Annotated in this window: 13 protein-coding genes and 1 pseudogene; 9 read left to right on the top strand and 5 right to left on the bottom strand. The window is 69.3% G+C overall.

Going from position 1 to position 14,987, the window contains the following annotated elements; translation table 11 throughout:
- Positions 1-14 precede the first annotated feature (14 nt).
- Together moaA and C8E83_RS02005 are read left to right on the top strand one after the other, a co-directional pair.
- On the top strand, positions 15-1,004 hold the full coding sequence (gene moaA, locus C8E83_RS02010) for a GTP 3',8-cyclase MoaA (RefSeq protein ID WP_121371687.1): 990 nt from the start codon (positions 15-17) through the stop codon (positions 1,002-1,004).
- Between the two features lie 10 nt (positions 1,005-1,014).
- A complete protein-coding gene (locus tag C8E83_RS02005) occupies positions 1,015-1,257 on the top strand; it encodes a MoaD/ThiS family protein (RefSeq protein ID WP_121371686.1) in 243 nt (80 codons plus the stop codon).
- Between the two features lie 81 nt (positions 1,258-1,338).
- On the opposite strand, the gene C8E83_RS02000 is transcribed toward C8E83_RS02005, so the two are convergent.
- Both C8E83_RS02000 and C8E83_RS01995 read right to left on the bottom strand, forming a co-directional pair.
- The gene (locus C8E83_RS02000) at positions 1,339-2,010 is read right to left on the bottom strand and encodes a hypothetical protein (protein WP_121368191.1); all 672 of its coding nucleotides are present in this window, start codon (positions 2,008-2,010) and stop codon (positions 1,339-1,341) included.
- A gap of 184 nt (positions 2,011-2,194) precedes the next feature.
- Positions 2,195-3,136: a LysR family transcriptional regulator gene (locus C8E83_RS01995; protein WP_121368190.1), complete on the bottom strand. Its 942-nt coding sequence runs from the start codon at positions 3,134-3,136 to the stop codon at positions 2,195-2,197.
- A gap of 122 nt (positions 3,137-3,258) precedes the next feature.
- On the opposite strand from C8E83_RS01995, the gene C8E83_RS01990 reads away from it, so the two are divergent.
- Both C8E83_RS01990 and C8E83_RS01985 read left to right on the top strand, forming a co-directional pair.
- Entirely contained in the window at positions 3,259-4,251 is a 993-nt protein-coding gene (locus C8E83_RS01990; protein WP_121368189.1) for a DUF1852 domain-containing protein, read from the top strand.
- A 20-nt stretch (positions 4,252-4,271) separates the two neighbouring features.
- Positions 4,272-5,309: a methionine synthase gene (locus C8E83_RS01985; protein WP_121368188.1), complete on the top strand. Its 1,038-nt coding sequence runs from the start codon at positions 4,272-4,274 to the stop codon at positions 5,307-5,309.
- 245 nt (positions 5,310-5,554) lie between these two features.
- On the opposite strand, the gene C8E83_RS01980 is transcribed toward C8E83_RS01985, so the two are convergent.
- Positions 5,555-6,493 (bottom strand): helix-turn-helix transcriptional regulator, encoded by a 939-nt coding sequence (locus tag C8E83_RS01980; RefSeq protein WP_121368187.1) that lies wholly within the window; start codon positions 6,491-6,493, stop codon positions 5,555-5,557.
- A 94-nt stretch (positions 6,494-6,587) separates the two neighbouring features.
- On the opposite strand from C8E83_RS01980, the gene C8E83_RS01975 reads away from it, so the two are divergent.
- From C8E83_RS01975 to C8E83_RS01965, 3 genes are all read left to right on the top strand, one after another.
- The gene (locus tag C8E83_RS01975; protein ID WP_121368186.1) at positions 6,588-7,781 is read left to right on the top strand and encodes a sensor histidine kinase; all 1,194 of its coding nucleotides are present in this window, start codon (positions 6,588-6,590) and stop codon (positions 7,779-7,781) included.
- Positions 7,778-8,458 (top strand): response regulator transcription factor, encoded by a 681-nt coding sequence (locus C8E83_RS01970; protein ID WP_121368185.1) that lies wholly within the window; start codon positions 7,778-7,780, stop codon positions 8,456-8,458. Before C8E83_RS01975 ends, C8E83_RS01970 begins: the two co-directional genes overlap by 4 nt.
- 146 nt (positions 8,459-8,604) lie before the next feature.
- Entirely contained in the window at positions 8,605-10,821 is a 2,217-nt protein-coding gene (locus C8E83_RS01965) for an MMPL family transporter (RefSeq protein WP_121368184.1), read from the top strand.
- 170 nt (positions 10,822-10,991) lie between these two features.
- Here C8E83_RS01965 and C8E83_RS01960 read toward each other — a convergent pair whose 3' ends face one another.
- The gene (locus C8E83_RS01960) at positions 10,992-11,882 is read right to left on the bottom strand and encodes a helix-turn-helix domain-containing protein (protein WP_170159813.1); all 891 of its coding nucleotides are present in this window, start codon (positions 11,880-11,882) and stop codon (positions 10,992-10,994) included.
- A gap of 144 nt (positions 11,883-12,026) precedes the next feature.
- Here C8E83_RS01960 and C8E83_RS19795 point away from each other — a divergent pair, with 144 nt between their 5' ends.
- Positions 12,027-13,019 (top strand): aldo/keto reductase, encoded by a 993-nt coding sequence (locus C8E83_RS19795; protein WP_121368182.1) that lies wholly within the window; start codon positions 12,027-12,029, stop codon positions 13,017-13,019.
- Positions 13,020-13,154: 135 nt separating this feature from the next.
- On the opposite strand, the pseudogene C8E83_RS01950 reads toward C8E83_RS19795, so the two are convergent.
- Positions 13,155-13,997 (bottom strand): annotated as a pseudogene (locus C8E83_RS01950) (DMT family transporter); the annotation flags it as partial.
- A gap of 72 nt (positions 13,998-14,069) precedes the next feature.
- Between C8E83_RS01950 and C8E83_RS01945 the strand changes: the two are divergent.
- Positions 14,070-14,975 carry a LysR family transcriptional regulator gene (locus C8E83_RS01945; protein ID WP_121368180.1) on the top strand — a complete coding sequence of 302 codons (906 nt, stop codon included), beginning with the start codon at positions 14,070-14,072 and terminating at the stop codon, positions 14,973-14,975.
- The last annotated feature ends 12 nt before the right edge of the window (positions 14,976-14,987 follow it).

Raw genomic sequence — 14,987 nt, 5'->3', positions numbered from 1 at the left:
TCACCCTTCCGGCCATGGGCCTCGACGATCGTCATGGACGAACCGCGGTCGATCTGCGGGTCTCGCTGACGGAACGCTGCAACCTCCGCTGCACCTACTGCATGCCCGCGGCGGGCCTGCCGGTCACACCCGACGAGTCGATCATGAGCGCCGATGAGATCGTGCGCCTCGTGGAACTCGCCGTGCGGTCGCTCGGCGTCCGCAAGGTGAGGTTCACCGGGGGCGAGCCCCTGCTCCGCCGCGACCTCGTCGACGTCGTGGCCCGCTGCTCGGGCCTCACCGAGATCTCTTTGACGACGAACGCTATCGGCCTCGCGACGCGCGCCGAAGCCCTTCGCGCGGCCGGGCTGGAGAGGGTCAACGTCTCCCTCGACACGGTCGATCCCGAGGCCTTCGCCCTCGTCACCCGCCGGCCGTTCCTCAGTCGCGTGATCGAGGGCATCCGGGCGGCGCAGGACGCCGGCCTGGGCGTGAAGGTGAACGCCGTGCTCCTCCGCGGCGTCAACGATGCCCTGGCGGTCGACCTCCTCCGCTGGTGCCTCGAGCGCGACATCGAGCTGCGCTTCATCGAGCAGATGCCGCTCGATCCCGATCACGTCTGGAAGCGCGAGGAGATGATCACGGCGTCCGAGATCAGGGCGCTGCTCGGCACCGCGTTCGTCCTCGAGACCGCTCGCGGGCCCCGGGACGGCGCTCCGGCCGAGCGATACGTCGTCCGGGCGCACTCGGGCGAGATCCTGGGATCGATCGGGATCATCGCGAGCATCACCGAGTCGTTCTGCGGCGACTGCACGCGCACGCGGCTCACCGCGGACGGCCACGTGCGCACCTGCCTCTTCTCCGACGACGAGACGGATCTCCTCACGGCCCTGAGGGCCGGCGCGACCGACGGCGAGCTCGCGCGTCTCTGGCGCGACGCGATGCTGAAGAAGCCGCGGGACCACGGCTCCGACGACGTCGACATCCTTCCGACGCTTCGCGGCATGAGCGCGATCGGCGGCTGACGTGACGACGATGCGATTCTTCGCCGCAGCGCGTGCGGCGGTCGGCCGCTCCGAGGCCGAGGTCGACGCGAGCACGCTGGGCGATGCGCTCAGCGAGGTCACCGCGGGCCTGGCCGGCTCGAAGCTCGACCGCTGGGAGGACCTCAGGAGCCGGTGCTCCTACCTCGTCGACGGCGTCACGACCCGCGACCTCGCGACCTCGCTCGAAGGCGTCGCCGCCGTCGACGTCATGCCGCCCTTCGCCGGCGGCTGACCGGCTCCTGAGCACGCGAAAGGCCCCCGCACCGTGCAGTGCGGGGGCCTTCGGGCAGAACGTCTCGTCGGAGACGGACGACTACTTGATCTGAGCCGTGATGGTGGCGACGCCCACGAGGAGCTGGCTCTTCACGGCCGTGGTCTTGAACGTGGAGTCCAGGAGCTTGGCGGCGTCGGCCGAGACGTGGACCGTCGTGCCGGTCAGGATGGCGTCATCGCCCTGCAGCTGCAGCGGCTTGAGGGTGCCGCCGTACAGGTTGAAGAGGTCGGCCTGCGTGACCGCGACCTTGCCGTTGACGGAGACGTCGCCGTACAGGATCGAGTTGCCGGGGTTGATGGTGAAGTTCGACAGCGTGACCGTCGTCGAGCCGGCCGTCAGATTGAGGCCCGAGCCGTCGTGCTCGATGATGCCCTGCACGTAGGGGCGGTAGTGCGACTTCGGCGACCAGTAGACGACCGAGCCGCCGGTGATCGGGAAGGTGATGTCGCTGCCGTTGAGCTTGGCGGAGCCGTAGGTGCTCGGGGTGAGGCCGAGGCTCTTGAGGGCCGCGAGGAAGTTGCTGTCGAGGGCGACGCCGGTCATGCCGCCCTTGAGGGCGGGGACGGCTGCTGCGGGGGCCGGGATCTTCGACGATGCGGCGGTGAGGTGGGCGGAGGAGGCGTTGGCCTGGCTGACCCCGACACCGGCGGCGCCGGCGACGAGGAGACCGGCTGCGACGAAGCTGATGCCGGCTTTAGAAATCTTACGCATTTGCTTATCCCTTGGTGGATGCGAGTTGGGCATTCGGTGAATGTCCGATAGGCGTTTGCCCGATGTCAGGTCTTCGCTACCGCTCGCCCCGGGGTTTGGATTTTCTCGCGCCGTTACCACTTCGTGACCCATGAGCACTTCTCGACAGGTGTCGCAGCCCGCTCGGCGCACCCGCAGAATCGACTCAGCCGAGCAGCTCCACACCGAACCCGGTGACGACGGCGCGGACCTCGTCGAGGTAGCGGAGCGCTTGCTCGGTCAGCGGGATCGCGGAGTGCCCGATCCAGCCGATCTCGATGCGCTCGTCGACGTCCAGCGGGATCGCGACGATCTCGGGGTCGAGGTCGTCGCTGATGATGCCGGTCGAGATCGTGTAGCCGTCGAGGCCGATCATGAGGTTGAAGATCGTCGCGCGGTCGGAGACGCGGATCTCGCGCCGACTCGACAGCGTCGAGAGGATCTCCTCTGCGAAGTAGAACGAGTTGTTGTCACCCTGGTCGAAGGTGAGGCGCGGCAGGTCGGCGAGGTCGGCGAGTGTCGCGCGCTCCTGCGCCGCCAGGGGGTTCTTCCGGGAGATGAAGATGTGCGGGTCGGCGACGAACAGGGGGTGGAAGACGAGGCCGGAGTCGCGGAGCAGCTTGTCGATGACCCGGCCGTTGAAGTCGTTCCGGTAGAGGATGCCCACCTCGCTGCGGAGGGTGCGGACATCCTCGATGATCTCCCACGTCCGCGTCTCGCGGAGGGAGAACTCGTACTCGGCCGCACCGCTGGCCCTCACCATGCGGACGAACGCGTCGACGGCGAACGAGTAGTGCTGCGCCGACACGCCGAGGAGGCGGCGTGACGGCGGCCTGCCGAGGTAGCGCTGCTCGAGCAGGGCGGCCTGCTCGACGACCTGCCGGGCGTAGCCGAGGAACTCGACACCGTCGGTCGTCAGCGTGACGCCGCGGGCCGAGCGGACCAAGAGGGAGCGGCCGACGCGCGTCTCGAGGTCTTTCATCGCGGCGGACATCGTGGGCTGCGCCACGTAGAGCAGGTCGGCGGCCGCGCTGATCGAGCCCTCCGCCGCGACCTCGATGAAGTACTGGAGCTGCTGGAGGGTGATTCCGCTCGCCTGCCGTGCCATAGGCAAAGACTATAGGAGAACATAGTCGGTTCGAATTACCCGATGACCCCGCCGCTCCTGCACCATGGATTCACCGACACACCAGGGCCATCCCGGCCGCTGCTCGACCGGATTGGCCGCACATGGCGAACGAATTCACGTTCAGGATCTCCACCACCCGCTTCGACGACGGCTACACGCCCTCCGAGAGCTCACGGGCGACGACGAACTTCGCGAACCTCGCCCGAGGCGAGCGCCGCCAGGAGAACCTCCGCAACGCGCTGACCATGATCGACCGTCGTTTCAACGACCTCGCCCACTGGGACAACCCCGACGGCGACCGCTACCGGGTCGAGCTCGACATCGTCTCCGTCACCCTCCAGTTCGAGGCCGAGGGCGCCGACCAGGAGTTCCCGCTGCTCGAGGTGCTCGACGTCGGCATCGTCGACCACCTCACCGGCCGGCGCCACCAGGGCATCGTCGGCAACAACTTCTCGTCGTACGTGCGCGACTTCGACTTCAGCGTGCTCCTGCCGTCCCTCGCCGAGGGCGCGGGCGCCCCGGCCGTGCCCGACGACTTCGGCGACCTCCACGGCAAGCTGTTCCAGCACTTCCTCGCCTCGGACGCCTACCGCGATCGCTACCCGATGACCCCCGTCATCTGCATCAGCGTGTCGACGAGCCGCACCTACCACCGCACCGCGAACGCCCACCCGATCCTCGGCGTCGAGTACGAGCAGGGCGATCCGTCGCTCACCGACTCCTACTTCGGCCGCATGGGCCTGCAGGTCCGCTACTTCATGCCGCCCGGCGCGGTGGCGCCGCTCGCCTTCTACTTCTCGGGCGACCTCCTGGGCGACTACACGAATCTGCAGCTCATCGGCACGATCGCGACGATGGAGACGTTCCAGAAGATCTACCGGCCCGAGATCTACAACGCCAACTCGGCCGCCGCGAACGTCTACCGCCCGAGTCTCACCTCGCAGGACTTCTCGCGGACCCAGGTCGCCTACGACCGCGAGGAGCGCAACCGCCTCGCGCTCACGCAGGGCCGGTTCACCGAGGAGCACTTCGTGAACCCGCACCGCGAGGTGCTGGCCACCTGGGCCGCCGACTACGCCGTTCCCACCCGATGACCGCAGGAGACCACCCGAGCATGAGCGCCCTTCTTCCCACCTCGATCGTCGGCAGCCTGCCGAAGCCGACCTGGCTCGCCGAGCCGGAGACCCTGTGGGCCCCGTGGAAGCTCGAGGGCGACGCCCTGGTCGAGGGCAAGCAGGACGCCCTTCGCATCGCCGTCCACGAGCAGCGCACCCGCGGCATCGACATCGTCAGCGACGGCGAGCAGACCCGACAGCACTTCGTGACGACGTTCATCGAGCACCTGAGCGGCGTCGACTTCGAGCAGCGCGAGACCGTCAGGATCCGAGACCGCTACGACGCAAGCGTGCCGACCGTCGTCGGCGCCGTCGGTCGCGAGAAGGCCGTCTTCGTCGACGATGCGAGGTTCCTCCGGCAGCAGACCGACCAGCCGATCAAGTGGGCCCTGCCCGGCCCGATGACCATGATCGACACGCTCTACGACCGGCACTACAAGAGCCGCGAGAAGCTGGCGTGGGAGTTCGCCACCATCCTGAACCAGGAGGCGAGGGACCTCGAGGCGGCGGGCGTCGACATCATCCAGTTCGACGAGCCGGCGTTCAACGTCTTCCACGACGAGGTGCAGGACTGGGGCGTGGCCGCGCTCGAGCGGGCCGCAGAGGGCCTGCGCGCCGAGACCGTCGTGCACATCTGCTACGGCTACGGCATCAAGGCGAACACCGATTGGAAGGCGACTCTCGGGGCGGAGTGGCGTCAGTACGAGACGTCTTTTCCGATGCTCCAGCGCTCGATCATCGACACCGTGTCGCTCGAGAGCCACCACTCGCACGTGCCGATGGACCTCATCGAGCTGATCCGCGGCAAGAAGGTCATGCTCGGCGCGATCGACGTCGCGAACGACGAGGTCGAGACGCCGGAGGAGGTCGCCGACACGCTTCGTCGCGCCCTCCGGTTCGTCGACGCCGACAAGCTGATCCCGAGCACGAACTGCGGCATGGCGCCCTTCAACCGCGACCTCTCGCTGGCGAAGCTCAGCGCCCTGAGCGCCGGTGCCGAGATCGTGCGCGAGGAGCTCGTGGTCGCGGCGGTCTAGCAGGGCCGGCTCGCGAGCACGAGACGCCGACGGCACGGTCGAGACGAATCCGGAAGCCCGGGCCGACCGGCGGCGGACGAGACGTGTGAGGAACCGTCCAAATTCCACCCCGCGTCGAAAAAAGGCCTGATGATGGCTCGATATCACGATCGAGGACTGACAGGATTGTCGGGCCTCAGGAGGAGGGATCAGGATCCTGAGAGGCAAGGGCGGAGGACTCACCACCCTCCGCCCTTCGTCACGTCTCAGCCCGCCAGCGTCGCGCGCGGAGACTCGCCGTAGACCTCGGCGTAGCGGGCGGCGAAGCGCCCGGCGTTGCTGAAGCCCCAGGAGCCGGCGATCGTCGTGACCGTCTCACCGCGCGTCGGATCCGCCGCGATCAGGTCGGCACGGGCTCCCGCCAGGCGGCCGTCGCGCACGTACTGCATCGGCGTCTGTCCGCGTTCGCGCTGGAACGCCAGCGTGAGCCCGCGCGACGACAGCCGAGCGGCCGACGCGAGGTCTTCGACGGTCAGAGGAGACCGGAGCCTCTCGTCGGCGTAGAGCATGGCTCGTCGCACGGCCGCGCTGCCGTCGGCGGTCCGCTCGGGCACCTCGAACAGACCGAAGGTCACGATCGCGCTGACGACGAGCTGCCTCGTCGACTCCGCCACCAGGAGATCGCTGTCGTAGACGGCAGGATCGCCGAGAGTGCTGGCACGGTAGGTGTCGGCGGCCCGGTGCCACAGCCAGTTCTTCGCGGGGTCCCCCGGCGCGAAAACGCCCTCGGTGAGCGTGAAGTCGTCGAGGTCGAACACGTCGCGGGCGATGTCGGCGAACGTCCGCGCCGAGAAGGCGCAGGTGGCCGCGTCGGCGTGATCGATCTCGAAGCTCATCTGCTGCCCGGGCGGCATCAGGAAGGACGCCCCGGCTCCGAGCTCGCGTTCGACGCCCCACGGGTCGTAGCGGTACGTGCCCGAGAGCAGCTGGACGAACATGAGCTCGTCGGTCGGCGCGAGGTCGAGCTTCAGGTGCGCCCCGAGGTGCAGCTGGGCGGAGGCGACGTCGTCGCCGACGAGGACGCTCTGGCGGTACGAGAGCTCGCCCGCCGAAATGGCCACCCGGTAGCCGAAGCCCTCCCGGATCGCCTCTGCCGCCTCGTCCGCCTGATTCGTCTGGACGGCGAACGACACCGGTGCGCCCATCGACCCTGTCTATACCCCTGGGGTGGGGTCGGCCTCAGCGCGCCTACTCCATCTGCAGTACGCGGAAGCGCCACCCGTGCGACAGACTCGTGGCATGAGCACCGCCCACGCCGACGAGGCCCTGCCTGAACGGCCGTTCTGGGCACCCGCGGCGAACCGCCAGCAAGACGTCGCGATCGGCGTGAGCCTCCTCGCCCTGGCGATCGACGTGTTCCGGGTCTTCCAGCTGGGCGCCGAGCCGATCGTGTTCGTCGGCATCGCGCTGAGCGTGGCCGGCGCGGTGGCGTCGCGTCGCTTCGCCTGGGTCGGCCTGCTGATGGCACTCGCCGGAGTCGCGGTCGCTCTCCTCGGCTCCTGGGATCCGATCGTCGAGTACAGCGTCGTCGCTTTCACCCTCTTCGGCATCACGTCGCGCGGCTTCCCGCCGGTGCGGGGCGTGGTGGTCGGGGCCGCGGCGATGGTCGTGCTGTTCACGGTGTCGGCGATCCTGCACGCGGTGAACCCGCTCGAGACCGATTCGATCGCGGGCATCTTCGCGCCCGTGGCGGGTGGGGCCTCAGGAGCCGCGTTCCGCCTGCAGCGCCAATACCTGCGATCGCTCGAGATCCGCGCCGAGGACGCCGTTGCGCGCGGAGCCATCGAGGCCGAGCGGCGGGCCGCCGAGGAGCGTCTGCGCATCGCCCGCGACCTGCACGACATCATCGGGCACAACGTGGCCGTGATCAGCATGCATCTCGGGGCCGTCGAGGTGTCGGCCGGTGCAGACGCCGTCGCGGTGGAGCGATCGCTGCGAGCGGCCCGGCAGGCGGTACAGACGGTGCTCGCCGAGACACAGCAGACCCTCGCGCTGCTGCGGGCCGACGAGTCGGTCGATGCAGAGGGCGGCGCGCTGGCACCGGCCCCCGATCTCGCGGCGATCCCGGCGCTCATCGACTCGTTCGAAGAGATCGGGCTGCGGGTCGAGGGCGAGGTCGACGTCGACCGCGGCGGAAGTTCCGTCGATCCTGGTGCCGCCCTGATCGCCTACCGGGTGGCGCAGGAGGCCCTCACGAACGCGCATCGCTACGGAACGGGTCTCGCCGAGGTCACCATGGTGCTGCACGACGACAGCGTGCTGATCGAGGTCTCGAACGCGGTAGCAGCGGCGTCGGACGGGCCCGGGTCGGGCTACGGCCTGCTCGGCATGCGCGAGCGCGTGGCGTCGGTCGGCGGCACCCTCGACGTCGTCGAGAGCGACGGGGCCTTTCGCGTGACCGCCGTCCTGCCGGCGACGGGGGTGTCCGGGTGATCCGGGTGCTGCTGGTCGACGACCAGGAGATGATCCGGCTGGGGCTCCGCACGATCCTGGAGGCCCACGAGTCGTTCGAGGTGGTCGGCGACGTCGCCGACGGCTTCGAGGCGTTGGCCTTCGTGCAGAAGGCCGGGCGCGATGGGGCGCAGGATCGCGGAGTCGACCTCGTGCTGATGGACGTCCGCATGCCGGGCATCGACGGCGTCGAGACGACCCGGCGGCTCCGCGAGACGCACGCGGCGACGGAGTTGAAGATCGTCGTGCTCACCACCTTCGAGCAGGATTCGACGGTGCTCGCCGCGCTGCGCGCCGGGGCGAACGGCTTTCTCGGCAAGGGCGTGGGCCCGGCTGCACTCGCCGAAGGCCTGCTCGAGGTGGTCGCGGGCGGAGGCACGCTCTCTCCGGCAGCCTCGGCCGCGGTGATCGGTCACGTGACCGAGCAGCCCGCGGTCGTCGTCGACCAGGAGCTCGCCGAGCGCTTCTCGGCACTCACCGCGCGCGAGCGCGACGTCGTGATCGCCATCGCCACGGGCCGCGACAACGACACGATCGCCGCCGAGCTGTTCGTGTCGCCGTTCACGGTGAAGACGCATGCGAGTCGCGCGATGGCCAAGGTCGGAGCCCGAGACCGTGCCCAGCTGGTCGCGCTCGCCTACCGCGCCGGACTCGCCTGAGAGCCACCGACTACTTCATCTGGAGTAGAGAGGGCGGTCGATAACGACGACGACCGGCAGCCCCGTTCTCGGGAGTCTTAGAGGGTCATCAGCCGCCCCGACGCAGTAGCGGCATCTCACCCCTCTTCCTCTTCTGGAGTCTCGCCATGCCCACAGTTCTCGCCGCGATCGGGCGCTTCAGCGCCCGGCACCGGCTCCTCATCATCGGCGCCTGGCTCGCCGTCTTCGCAGTCTTCATCGTGATCTCGGCCTCCGGCGCCGACCTGAACGGCGGATCGACGAGCATGCCCGCCACGAGTTCGTCGACCGCCCTGAAGACGGTGCAGGAGAAGTTCCCCTCGACCGGCGGCTCGTCGAGCTCGTCGGGCTCGTCTTCGGTCTCGAACACCCTGCAGCTCGTCATCGAGGCGCGCGGATCCGCGAAGGCGACCGACCCCGCCACCAAGGCCGAGATCGAGTCGATCCTCACGAAGGCCGAGAGCCTGCCGCACGTGAAGTCGGCCAGCGACCCCTACAGCACGACCAGCCCCTACGTCTCGAAAGACGGCACGACCGTCGTCTCGACGCTGACGTTCGAAGGGCTCACGACGGCGAACGCGCAGACGGTCTCCGATCGTGTCGACAGCTTCGCCACGGCGCACGACCAGAGCGTGCGCATCGAGGTCGGCGACGAGCTCGTCGCGCCGGCATACTCGACGTTCGGCGCCGGCGAGATCATCGGGATCCTGGTGGCCTTCCTGGTGCTGTTCATCACCTTCGGCTCGCTGATCGCCGCCGGCGCCAACATGCTCGTCGCGATCGTCGGCGTGGGAATCGGCACGGTGGGCGTCGTCGCCTGGTCGGCGTTCCATTCGCTCGACTCGACGGCGATCACGCTGCCGGGCATGCTCGGGCTGGCGGTCGGCATCGACTACTCGCTGTTCATCCTGACCCGGTTCCGCGCGGAGCTCCGAGCGGGCCGAAAGGTCGAAGACGCGGTCGCCCGTGCTACCGGAACCGCCGGCACGGCGGTGGTCTTCGCGGGCCTCACCGTGATCATCGCCCTGGTCGGCCTCGTCATCACCCGCATCGGGAGCATCCAGGACATGGGATTCGCGGGCGCCTTCGCCGTGGCCATGGCCGTGCTCATCTCGCTGACGCTGCTGCCCGTGCTCATGAAGTCGCTCGGTATCAAGGCCCTCTCGCGGAAAGACCGGAAGAAGCTGCTCGACGGCCGGCTCGTCGAGACGGTGCGCACGAAGCGGACGTTCATCGGCGGTTGGGGCCGCAACGTCGCCTACCGGCCGCTGCCCATGCTCCTGGGGGCCGTCGTGGTCCTGGCCGTGATCGCGGTGCCGTTCTTCAGCATGAAGACCGTCGCGAACATCCCCGGCGGCAGCGACCCGTCGTCGACCGAGCGCGCCGCCTACGACCTGATCGTCGACAAGTTCGGGGGCGTCCAGTCGCCGTTGATCGTGCTCGCCCAGGGCGACGACATGCAGGATCACGCGAAGGCCGTCGATGCGAAGCTCACAGGGCTCGACGACGTCGAGTCGGTGGTCCCGGCCCAGATCGACGCGTCGGGAGACGCGGCGCTGATCACGGTGATCCCGGACGGCTCGCCCATCGACACCAGCACGACCGACCTCGTGAGAGCCATCCGCGCCGACGCGTCGAGCATCTCGGGAGTGACGCTGTCGGTGACGGGTGAGACGGCGATCGGCGTCGACACCACAGCCCTGATGAATCAGGCGCTGATCGAATACGTCGCGGTGATCGTGATCCTGTCGTTCCTGCTCATGATCGTGATGTTCCGGTCACTGCTCGTGCCGCTGTTCGCCACGGCCGGCTACCTGCTCTCGCTCGGCGCGGCGTTCGGCGGGCTCACCGCGGTGTTCCAGTGGGGCTGGCTCGGCGGCATCATCCAGGCACCGCAGGGCGACCCGCTCACGAGCCTCCTGCCGATCATCCTCGTCGGAGTGCTCTTCGGCCTCGCGATGGACTACCAGGTGTTCATGGTGTCGCGGATCCGCGAGGAGTACGTGTCCGGGCTGCCGCCGAAGGAGGCGATCGTCGCGGGCTTCCGCAAGTCGGGGCCGGTCATCATCGCCGCGGCGCTGATCATGGGCTTCGTCTTCGGAGGCTTCGCGTCGAGCACGATGACCTTCGCCGCCGAGACCGCCTTCGGCCTGCTGGTCGGGGTGCTCGCCGACGCCTTCCTGGTGCGGATGATCATCATGCCTGCTCTGCTCTCGCTGGTCGGCCGGGCAGCGTGGTGGCTGCCGGCCTGGCTCGACCGTCTGCTGCCGAGCCTCGACACCGAGGGGCACGCGCTCGACGCTCCCCACGACGCTGTCGAGAACGCCGTCCTGATCGACGCGTAGGCCTCACGCCGAGGGGCCCGGAGGCATGGTCTCCGGGCCCCTCGACTGCGCCCGACCGACTCCGGAGAATGATCGACGTCACTGAGACGCGACGTGACGGCGACCGCAAGGCGCGCGAGCGGTTCCGATCGGCGCGACGACACCTGTCGTCGAGCGGATGTCGGGTCGAACTAGCCGGCGTGCCGCACGGTGGTCAGCGCGAGCAGCGCGAGACCGTCGGCCGACGAGGTCCCGGGCTCCGCCGAGAAGACGTGGAGCACCTGCCCGTCGGCGCCGTTCACGTCGAACGTCTGGTAATCGAGGTCGAGGCCTCCCACCGCAGGATGCTGGAAGCGCTTGCTCCCCCGGGTCTTCGCGTGCACGTCGTGACGCGCCCAGAACGTGCGGAAATCCTGGCTGTGCACGCTGAGCTCGCCCACGAGCTCCTGCAGGGCAGGATCGTCGGGCCGCTGGCCGGCCGAGGCGCGCAGGCCCGCGACCGCCCCCACGGCGACGGCCCGCCAGTCGGTGTAGAGACTTCGAGCCGCAGGGTCGAGGAATGTGTCGCGCACGAGGTTGCGTCCGGCGCTGAAGGCGGGATTGAGCGCGGTCGCGACCTCGTTCGCGGCGAGCACGTCCCGGTAGCGGCCGACGACGAGAGCCGCGTGCCCGTGCAGGTCGTCGATCATGCGGCGCACGAGGGGCGACACGGCAGCCGTCCGCGTCGATCGCGGGCGCGCGGACGCCTCGACGGGCGATCGTCCGTCACGGCGGATGGCCGCGGCGTCGACGCGGACCGCCTTCGCGGGTGCCGCGAGTCGATGCAGGTGCGTGACGGCCTCGGCGTCGAGCCCGAGCACGGCGGCGATCGCGTCGAGCACCCCGGGCGACGGCGAACGGTCGCGCCCCTGTTCGAGCCGCGCGTAGTAGGGCGCGCTCACCCCGGCCAGGAACGCGAGCTCCTCGCGCCGCAGGCCCGGCACCCGCCGCCGACCGCCGTCTCGGATGCCGTGGTCCGACGGCTCGACGAGTCCGCGCCGGGCGCGGAGGAAAGCGCCGAGAGGGTTGCCGGAGTCGTCCACGCCCGAAATCGTACGTCGGCCGCCTCGTGCTCGCAGGTCGGAGCCTCACCCTGTCGGGGTGCGCTTCGACGCGGTGACGACGGCTCGGCGACCGGCTCCTAGCGTGGAACGGGCACGAACGCACAACGACGGAAGGAGTCGTTCATGCAGTACCGACAGATCGGCAGCTCGGACCTCAGGGTCTCGGAGATCGCCCTCGGCTCGTGGGTCACCTTCGCGGGCGGGGTCGGCTTCGACACCACCCGAGCCTGCACCGAGGCGGCGTTCGACGCCGGCATCACCTTCTTCGACACCGCCAACATGTACGGCCGCGGCGAGGCCGAACGCGCGTGGGGCGAGATCCTCTCGACGCACCCGCGCGACTCGTACGTGCTCGCCACGAAGGTCTGGGGCCCCATGAGCGACACCGACTCCGGGCTCTCCGGCGCGCAGATCGCGAAGCAGATCGACGCGTCGCTCGAGCGGCTGCAGACCGACCACGTCGACCTCTACTACGCGCACCGGTTCGACACGCACGTGCCGATCGAAGAGACGATCGAGGCGTTCCAGCGCGTCGTCGACCAAGGCAAGGCCCGCCACATCGGCTTCAGCGAATGGCTGCCCGAGCAGATCGAGGCGGCGATCGAGCTGGCCGGGCCCGAGCTCTTCGTCGCGTCGCAACCTCAGTACTCGATGCTGTGGCGTGCTCCTGAAGCCCGCATCTTCGACCTGTCATCGGGCATCGGCGTCTCCCAGGTCGTGTGGTCGCCGCTGGCGCAGGGAATCCTGACCGGCAAGTACCTGCCGGGCGAGCCGTTCCCAGAGGGTTCCCGCGCGGCGGATCCCGAGCAGGCGCGCTTCTTCGACCTCGTGCTGCGGCCCGGCGTGCTCGAGGCGGTGCAGCGCCTCGTGCCGATCGCAGACGGTCTCGGTATCACCCTGGCGCAGCTCGCCCTCGCCTGGGCCCTCCGGCGCTCCGAGGTCGCAGCGGTCATCACCGGTGCCTCGCGACCGGAGCAGGTTCACGCGAACGCATCAGCCGCCGGCACCGCTCTGGACGCGGCCACACTCGCCGCGATCGACGACGCACTCGGCGAAGTCTCCGTGACAGAGCCCGTGCCCGCGATGTACGTCGAGCCGGGCGTGCTGCACCGCTGAGCTGCCGGCGCCTCGCGATTCGGGTACCAAGGACGGGGTCGTGGTCGTCCCTCCCGCTCCCCGACGACCACGGGCAGACCGCGCTGTTCCGTCGCCCGAGCTGCCCTCGACCCGACGACCCCACAGGGCTCCGAGCAGGATCAGCGCGATGCCGAGATATCCGGCAACGCCGACGCGATCGTGCGCGATGACGATCCCGATGACGGCCGCCCACACCGGCTCCGTGCCGAGCAGCAGACTGACCCGCGACGGCGAGGTCCGCCGCACGGCCCACGTCTGCACGAGGAATGCGAACACCGTGCAGAGGAGAACGAGGTATCCCAGCAGCACGATCTGCCGAAGCCCGAGGCCCCCGACGAAGTGCGGAAGCGAGACGCCGAAGAACACCGAGGCGAGCGAGAACACGATTCCGCACGTGAGCAGCTGGATGGCGGTCATGCTCACGGAGTCGACGGTCCGGTGCGCGGTCATGCGGTGCGTCAGGGTCACGTGCACCGCTCGGACGACTGCCGCGACGAGGATCAGTCCGTCGCCCAGGCTCAGGCCACGGAGGCCGCCGCCGGAGAGGAGCACGACTCCGACGACCGCCAGGCCGGCTGCGGCGAGAAACCGGGGAGGCAGGAGGCGCCGCGACACGACGGCATCGAGGGCGGGCGTGAAGACGATCGTGAGGCTGATCAGGACCCCCGCGTTCGTGGCGGACGTGTGGAGGATCCCGAACGTCTCGAACGCGAAGACGGTCGCCAGCACGAGACCCAACACGGAGCCTCGCCCGATCTCCCCCAGGTCGGGACCACGGCCGCGGATCAGCGTCACGAAGCACAGGAGGATCCCCGCCAGCGACAGGCGGACGGCGAGGAGCGCGACGACAGCGTCGGCCGAGAGCAGCTCCTTCGCCACGAGGTAGGTCGATCCCCACGACACGGCGACGACGAGCAGGAGGAGGTCGACCCGAGAGCGGGAGACGAGAGAAGCCATGCAGTCAGGATCCTGCTCGCATTCCGACAGGACAAGCTACTGAGTTGTGATGCAACGCATTAGATTCAACTTATGGAACTAGCGCAGCTCCGGGCACTTCGCGAGCTCGGCGATCGCGGCAGCATCGCCGCCGTAGCCGCCCTGCTCCGCGTGACGCCGTCGTCGGTGTCTCAGCAGATCGCCGCCCTGCAGAGGCAGTCGACTCTTCCCCTGACCCAGCGGATGGGCCGGCGGACGGTTCTCACCGATGCGGGGCGCGCCCTCGCGGAAGCGGCCGTGGACGTCGAGGTGGCCTTGGCTCGCGCCACTCAGGCGGTGGAGGAGCATCGCACGGCCCGGACCGGTCACGTCGCCGTCGCCGCGTTCCACAGTGCAGGATCGGCGATGTTCGGCGCGTTGCTGAGGGCTCTCGACGGTCCCGCTCTTCCGGCGGTCTCGCTGAGCGACTTCGACGTCGCTCAGGAGGAGTTCCCTCGCCTCACCGCCGAACACGATCTCGTGATCGCACATCGTCTGGACGGCAGCCCACCGTGGCCCCGCTCCCTGAGCGTCCGGCCGCTCCTCATCGAACCGCTCGACATCGCCGTGAGGCGCGACCACCGCTTGGCGTCGCACACGTCGATCGAGCCGGGCGACCTGGACGACGAGGTCTGGGTGGCCGTCCACGACGGCTTCCCCCTGGCCCACGCGCTCCAGACGATCACGGGAATCAGCGGCAGCGCGCCCTCCGTCGCCCACCGCGTGAACGACTTCAGGGTCGCCGCGGACATCGTCGCGGCGAGCGGATCGATCGCGCTCATGCCCCGTTACATGGGGCTGCCGCCGGGCGCGACCGACATCGTCCTGCGCCCTTTGAGCCATCCCCACCTGGGCCGGCACATCGACTCCCTCGCGCGACCCGAGACGCGCACGCGCACCAGCGTGCAGATCGTCGATGACGAGATCGGGCTCGCGTTCGAGCGTCTCGCCGCGGGCTAGCTCGCCCCTCGG

Source organism: Frondihabitans australicus (genome assembly GCF_003634555.1).
GTDB lineage: Bacteria > Actinomycetota > Actinomycetes > Actinomycetales > Microbacteriaceae > Frondihabitans > Frondihabitans australicus.
This window is presented reverse-complemented; position numbering and strand designations above follow the sequence as displayed.